At 66.4% G+C, this 5,582-nt stretch carries 6 protein-coding genes and 1 pseudogene; 6 read left to right on the top strand and 1 reads right to left on the bottom strand.

What is annotated here, in order from left to right:
* Positions 1–1,389, bottom strand: a 1,389-nt coding sequence (gene fliF / locus B2W70_RS07800; protein ID WP_286744491.1) for a flagellar basal-body MS-ring/collar protein FliF, incomplete at its 3' end; no start/stop codon positions are given.
* Positions 1,390–1,595: 206 nt separating this feature from the next.
* On the opposite strand from fliF, the gene fliE reads away from it, so the two are divergent.
* The 6 genes and pseudogenes from fliE to B2W70_RS07830 all read left to right on the top strand — a co-directional run.
* Positions 1,596–1,949, top strand: coding sequence for a flagellar hook-basal body complex protein FliE (gene fliE, locus B2W70_RS07805; RefSeq protein ID WP_058087264.1), 354 nt, complete (start codon positions 1,596–1,598; stop codon positions 1,947–1,949).
* 105 nt (positions 1,950–2,054) lie between these two features.
* Positions 2,055–3,290, top strand: a complete 1,236-nt coding sequence (locus B2W70_RS07810; RefSeq protein WP_286744494.1) for an MFS transporter — start codon at positions 2,055–2,057, stop codon at positions 3,288–3,290.
* A gap of 70 nt (positions 3,291–3,360) precedes the next feature.
* Positions 3,361–3,525, top strand: coding sequence for a hypothetical protein (locus B2W70_RS07815; RefSeq protein WP_286744496.1), 165 nt, complete (start codon positions 3,361–3,363; stop codon positions 3,523–3,525).
* 1 nt (position 3,526) lies between these two features.
* Positions 3,527–4,333 carry an SDR family oxidoreductase gene (locus B2W70_RS07820; RefSeq protein ID WP_286744497.1) on the top strand — a complete coding sequence of 269 codons (807 nt, stop codon included), beginning with the start codon at positions 3,527–3,529 and terminating at the stop codon, positions 4,331–4,333.
* Between the two features lie 78 nt (positions 4,334–4,411).
* Positions 4,412–5,290 (top strand): 4-hydroxy-tetrahydrodipicolinate synthase, encoded by an 879-nt coding sequence (gene dapA, locus B2W70_RS07825; protein WP_058087261.1) that lies wholly within the window; start codon positions 4,412–4,414, stop codon positions 5,288–5,290.
* A 55-nt stretch (positions 5,291–5,345) separates the two neighbouring features.
* A pseudogene (locus tag B2W70_RS07830) lies at positions 5,346–5,582 on the top strand (hypothetical protein); the annotation flags it as partial.

Genomic DNA, 5,582 nt, shown 5'->3' on the forward strand with positions numbered 1-5,582 from the left:
CTTCTTCCACAGCGGGGTGTCGTCGACCTCTTCCTTGGGCACCTGGAAGGGCGCCGACACGACCTTGATCGAGTCGCCACGCTTGTCGTCGGCACCGATGGATTCGCGCACCAGCGAGGTCAGCTTGTCGAGCTCTTCCTGCGGCAGCGGCTCGGTGCTGGTCTTGCCCTTGGCGTCGGTCACCGTGCGGTGGTTGACCACCACGGCCGCAGTCAGGCGGCGGATGTTGCCGGTCGAGCTGCGCACCACGCGCACCGTGCGATCGACCTCGTAGTTGGTCACCGCGTCGCGGCGGTTGTTGCCGCCTGCGCCCTGCATGCCAGCTGCCTGCAGCGGGGCGGACGCGCCATTGATGGGCGCCGTTGCCGGCACAGGAGGCTGGTTGCTGGCCGCACCAGGCACGCCCGAAGGTGTTGCGCTGCCCTGCCCCGAGCTCTCGCTGGTCTGCTGGCTGCGCACCGTCGAGGCCGCATTGGGCCCCTGGTTGGGCTTGAACTCTTCGGCCGTCTGCTCGACCTGCGAGAAATCCACGTCTGCGGTGACCTGTGCACGCAGGTTGTCCGACCCCAGCACCGGCTCGAGGATGTCGCGCACGCGCTGGGTGTAGCTGCTCTCGATCTGGCGCACGTACTGCAATTGCTGCGCGTCCAGGCCTGCCTGATCGGTCGAGCTGTCCTGCTGGCCGGCCAGCAAGGTGCCGCTCTGGTCCACGACGCTGACCGCCTTGGTCGACATCTCCGGCACGCTGGACGACACCAGGTGCACGATGCCGGCGAGCTGACCACGGTCCAGCGTGCGGCCCGGGTACAGGGTCAGCACCACCGAAGCCGAAGCCTTTTGCTGTTCACGGAAAAAGCCATTCTGGTTGGGCAGGGCCAGGTGCACCCGGGCGCTTTGCACGCTGGAGATGGCCTGGATCGAGCGGGTCAACTCGCCTTCCAAGCCACGCTGGAAGTTCAGGCGCTCCTGAAACTGCGTGGTGCCGAATTTCTGGGTCTCCATCAGCTCGAAACCAACGACCGACCCCTTGGGCAGGCCAGCCGAGGCCAGCTTCAGTCGCACATCGTGCACCTTGTCGGCCGGCACCAGGATGGCGGCGCCGCCGTCGGCGTGCTTGTAAGGCACCTGCATCTGCTGCAGCTGCGCCAGGATGGCACCACCGTCCTTGTCGGACAGGTTGGCGTAGAGCACGCGGTAATCGCCATCGCGCCCCCACAGGGCCATGGCCACGAAGATGGCGATCAGCACGGCGATGCCGCCGCCCAGCATGATCTTGCGCTGGGCAGGCAGCGCCATCACGCGCTGGGCGAAGCCAGGGGTGCCGGCCTCCACCACCTGGGCGGGGGCAGCAACGGCGACGTTCTGAGGTGGGGCGACTGTGACTTCCATGTGGGCTGCTGGCATTGGCCGCGCATCGTGAAGGTGACGATGCCGCAATACGGCCATGACGGGCCCATTATTCGGAGTCAGAGCAGGCAAAAGTGCCGGGAACAGCCGGCCATTTGCCGACCTCTTCCCAGCTTAGGACTCGGGCCGGTCTCCCACAATGGTGACCGTGGTGAGTTGCATCACGCCCTGATGACCTTTTCGGCACCATGGACCTGAAACTGAAACCCTTTGACTTTGCCCAAGCCGCCGCCCGCGCCGGCATGGCCGACGTCGCCCGCCGGGTGGAAGCCAAGACCCGGGCCGAAGGCGCAGCCGAGGCCGGTGGCGCGGTTGAAAAGCCCTCATTTCAGTCCGCTTTTTCGGGCGCTCTGAAGTCCATCAGCTCGGCACAAGCCACCGCCAGCTCCATGCAGCGAGAGGTGCAGTTCGACAACCCGACGGTCAGCCTGGAAGAGACCATGATCGCCATGCAAAAGGCGCAATTGGGTTTCCAGTCGGCCGTTCAGGTGCGCAACAAGCTGGTTCAGGCGTATACCGATATCATGAACATGCAGGTGTGACGGCGCCCGCCGGGTGCGTTGCGTCCTGAACGCCGCTCCGGTCCGCCCCTGCTGTCCGGTAAACCAAGCCGAACACACGTCTGCTTGCCTTGGCAGGCCGCATCCATGACATCACACCACCGCCCCCTGCCCTTGGGGCAGATGCTGCTTTGCGGCGCCCTCGTCGTCACCTTGTCGATGGGCATCCGGCACAGCTTCGGGCTCTGGCTCCAACCCATCACCACCGCCCACGGCTGGACGCGCGAAGACTACTCGCTGGCCATGGCCGTGCAGAACCTCGTCTGGGGCGCGGCCGGGCCCATCGTCGGCTGGTGGGCCGACCGCAGCGGCGCCTTCCGTGTGCTCTGGTTGGGTGCTCTGCTGTATGCGCTCGGGCTGGCCGGCATGGCCACCCTCGATCAGCACCTGGGCTTTGTGTTGACGTCCGGCGTCACGATCGGCCTGGCCCAGGCCTGCAGCACCTACGCGGTGGTCTATGGCGTGGTCGGTCGCAACATCGATCCGGCCAAACGCTCATGGGCCATGGGCATCACGGCGGCAGCCGGCTCCTTCGGTCAGTTCCTGATGGTGCCCCTGTCCAGCCAGCTCATCCACAGCCTGCAGTGGTCACCCGCGCTGCTGACCCTGGCCGCAGCGGCCCTGCTCATTGCACCATTGGCTTTCGGCCTGCGTGAGCCTCGTCGCGATGCGTCTTCAGCCGGCACCGGAGCGCTCAACGATGGCGCCCCGTTGAACGCCATGGCCGCCCTGCGCGAAGCCCTGACCCACCGCGACTACCTGCTGCTGACCGCCGGGTATTTCGTCTGCGGCTTCCAGCTGGCCTTCATCGGCGTGCACCTGCCCAGCTACCTCAAAGACCACCAGCTCGACCCGCAGGTCGCCACCACCGCCCTGGCGCTGATCGGGCTGTTCAACGTTTTTGGCACCTACGCGGCCGGCTCACTTGGCCAGCGCCTGCGCAAAACCTGGATCCTGTCCTTCATCTACGCCATGCGCGGCGTGACCATGCTCGCCTTCGTGATGCTGCCCCTCACCCCGGTGTCGGTGGCCATCTTCGCCGCCGCCATGGGCGCGCTGTGGCTGTCGACGGTGCCCCCCACCAACGCTGTTGTGGCGCAGATGCTGGGCGTGCGGCACCTGTCCATGCTGGGTGGACTGGTATTTTTCTCGCACCAGATCGGCTCCTTCATGGGCGTTTGGCTGGCAGGCCGGCTCTACGATGCCACGGGCGACTACCAACTCGTGTGGTGGCTGGCCATCGGCCTGGCCTTCGCGGCAGCGGCGCTGAACCTGCCCATCCGCGAGCACCTGCAACCGGCTCGCCGACTCGTCACGGCCTGAGGAACCTGGCAGCTCGCGAGCGACCGCCCTCGAACCGTCCACAGCACCCCACACCCGTATCGCCATCACCATGCCAACCACCCCGGCCACGCCCCGACACCCTGCAGCCAGGCAGCGCATCCAGCGCTGGCTGCTCAAGGGCCTGGCTGCGGTGGCCCTGGCACTGGTGTTCGCCTGGTACCTCAGCCCCCACTTCGCCGTCGACATGGCGGCGCGCTTTTGGAGTTGCATCTGACATGAGCGTGGTCATCATCACGGGCGCCTCCGATGGCATTGGCGCCGAACTGGCGCGGCAGATGGCCCAGGCACAGGGATCTGCCCTTCAATTGGTGCTGGCCGCGCGCAGCTGGAACAAACTCGAAGCAGTCGCGAACGAGTGCCGCCAACATGGCGCCATGGTGGTGGTGCGCCCCACCGACGTCGGGCGCGAAGACGACTGCCGCGCCCTCATCGCCGACACGGTGGCGCGCTTGGGCGGCATCGACACCCTGGTCAACAACGCCGGCATGTCCGGCCACGCCCTGCTCGAAGACGTGAGCGACCTGGGCTGGTACGAAGACCTGATGCGAGTGAACCTCTGGGGCAGCATCTGGTGCACCCACGCCGCCTTGCCGCACCTCAAGGCCAGCAAAGGCCGCCTGGTGGCCATCTCCAGCCTGGCCGGCATCGTCGCCCTGCCCGGCCGCACCGCCTACAGCACCACCAAGTTCGCCATGAACGGCTTTTTCGAGGCCCTGCGCATCGAACTGGCGCCCCATGGCGTTTCCGTGACCGTGGCTTACCCTGGTGTCGTGGCCACCGACATCCGCTTGCGTGGCTTCAATGCACAGGGTCTGCCGGCCGGTCAGAGCAAGCTCGACGAAGCCGACGCCATGCCCGTGGATGTCTGCGCCAAGCTGATCCGCGAAGGCATCGAACAGCGCCGGCGCGAGGTGCTCATGTCAGCGAAAGGCCGGCTGGCGCGTTGGTTGAAACTGATCGCGCCCGGACTCGTCGACCAGATGGCTTTGAAGGCCCTCAAACAAGACGCCCGGCCGCACTGAAATCTTCCCTGAGCCACCCGTTTGCCCTCTGGGCACCCTGACTCAGCCCGGTAGAATCGCCGGACTGAAGGAATCACCATGAACATCTCTGGCAGCATCGTCGCCCTGGTCACGCCTCTGCATGAAGACGGCAGCGTCGATTACCCCACCCTGCGCTCCCTGATCGACTGGCACATCGCCGAGGGCACGCACTGCATCGGCGTGGTCGGCACCACCGGTGAGTCGCCCACCGTCTCGGTCGAAGAGCACTGCGAAATCATCCGCGTGGCGGTCGAGCAGGCCGCAGGCCGCGTGCCCATCATGGCCGGTGCTGGCGCCAACTCCACGCGTGAAGCCATCGAGCTGTCCGAGTACGCCAAAAAGGTCGGCGCCGACTGCACCCTGCAGGTCGTGCCCTACTACAACAAGCCCACGCAAGAAGGCATCTTCCAGCACTTCAAGGCCATCGCCGAAGCTGTGGACATCCCCGTGATGCTCTACAACGTGCCCGGCCGCAGCGTGGCAGACATGTCCGTCGAGACCACCCTGAGGCTGGCCCAGGTGCCCGGCATCTTCGGCATCAAGGAAGCCACAGGCAACCTCGAACGCGCCGCCTGGCTGATCAAGCAGGCTCCCAAGGGCTTCTCCATTTACTCCGGCGACGACCCGACCGCGGTCGCCCTGATGCTGCTCGGTGGCCATGGCAACGTCAGCGTCACGGCCAACGTGGCGCCGCGTGGCATGGCCCAGCTGTGCGAAGCCGCCATGGCCCGCGACACCGCCCGAGCCATCGAGCTGCACATGCAGCTGCTGCCGCTGCACAAGCACCTGTTCGTCGAGCCCAACCCGATCCCGGTGAAGTGGGCGCTGGCCAAGATGGGCAAATGTGGTGGTACGCTGCGCCTGCCCCTGACGCCATTGTCGGACGGCGCGCAGTCCACCGTCGAAGCGGCCCTGCGCGAAGCCGGCGTGCTCTGACAAGCCATTCTTCCAACGGGGCCCGATGACGTCGGGCCCTTTCACTTTGCGTTCCATGCCGATCACCTCCCGTCAACAGACCGCCATCGCCCTGGGCTGCGCACTGTCCGTGACCCTGCTGGGCAGCGGCTGCTCCTCCCTGTCCAACGCCCTCTCCGGCGACAAGATCGACTACCGCAGCAGCGGCTCGCAAAGCGTGCGCCTCGATGTGCCGCCCGACCTGAGCCAGCTTGCGGGTCAGTCGCGCTTCACCCAGGTCACGCCCGCCATCGTGACGGCCTCGAGCATGGGT

The organism is Aquabacterium sp. UBA2148 (genome assembly GCF_002328915.1).
Classification (GTDB): domain Bacteria; phylum Pseudomonadota; class Gammaproteobacteria; order Burkholderiales; family Burkholderiaceae_C; genus Aquabacterium; species Aquabacterium parvum.

What these genes read in the sequence shown, in the direction of transcription:
- fliE (WP_058087264.1), top strand. Translation starts at nt 1,596, where the DNA reads ATGGACCTGAAACTGAAACCCTTTGACTTTGCCCAAGCCGCCGCCCGC.
- B2W70_RS07810 (WP_286744494.1), top strand. Translation starts at nt 2,055, where the DNA reads ATGACATCACACCACCGCCCCCTGCCCTTGGGGCAGATGCTGCTTTGC.
- B2W70_RS07815 (WP_286744496.1), top strand. Translation starts at nt 3,361, where the DNA reads ATGCCAACCACCCCGGCCACGCCCCGACACCCTGCAGCCAGGCAGCGC.
- B2W70_RS07820 (WP_286744497.1), top strand. Translation starts at nt 3,527, where the DNA reads ATGAGCGTGGTCATCATCACGGGCGCCTCCGATGGCATTGGCGCCGAA.
- dapA (WP_058087261.1), top strand. Translation starts at nt 4,412, where the DNA reads ATGAACATCTCTGGCAGCATCGTCGCCCTGGTCACGCCTCTGCATGAA.